Annotated in this window: 1 pseudogene; it reads left to right on the top strand. The window is 57.8% G+C overall.

Annotation, left to right across the window (positions count from 1 at the left end):
* Positions 1 to 230, top strand: a pseudogene (locus AAEZ05_RS30545) (GABA permease); the annotation flags it as partial.

Raw genomic sequence — 230 nt, 5'->3', positions numbered from 1 at the left:
CGGCGGCGACCATCCTGCACGCCTGGTTCCCCGACGTGGCGATCTGGGTGTTCACCCTGGTGATTACCTTGTTGCTCACCGCAACCAACCTGTTCAGCGTGAAAAACTACGGTGAATTCGAGTTCTGGTTTGCATTGATCAAGGTCGTTGCGATCGTCGGCTTTGTGATCCTCGGCCTGGCCGCGATCTTCGGCTTCTTGCCTACCAGCCAGGTCAGCGGTGTTTCGCAC

This window comes from Pseudomonas sp. HY13-MNA-CIBAN-0226 (assembly GCF_040310305.1).
GTDB lineage: Bacteria > Pseudomonadota > Gammaproteobacteria > Pseudomonadales > Pseudomonadaceae > Aquipseudomonas > Aquipseudomonas gregormendelii.
Note: the sequence above shows the minus strand (reverse complement) of the source record. Positions and strands in the feature narration are given on the sequence as shown.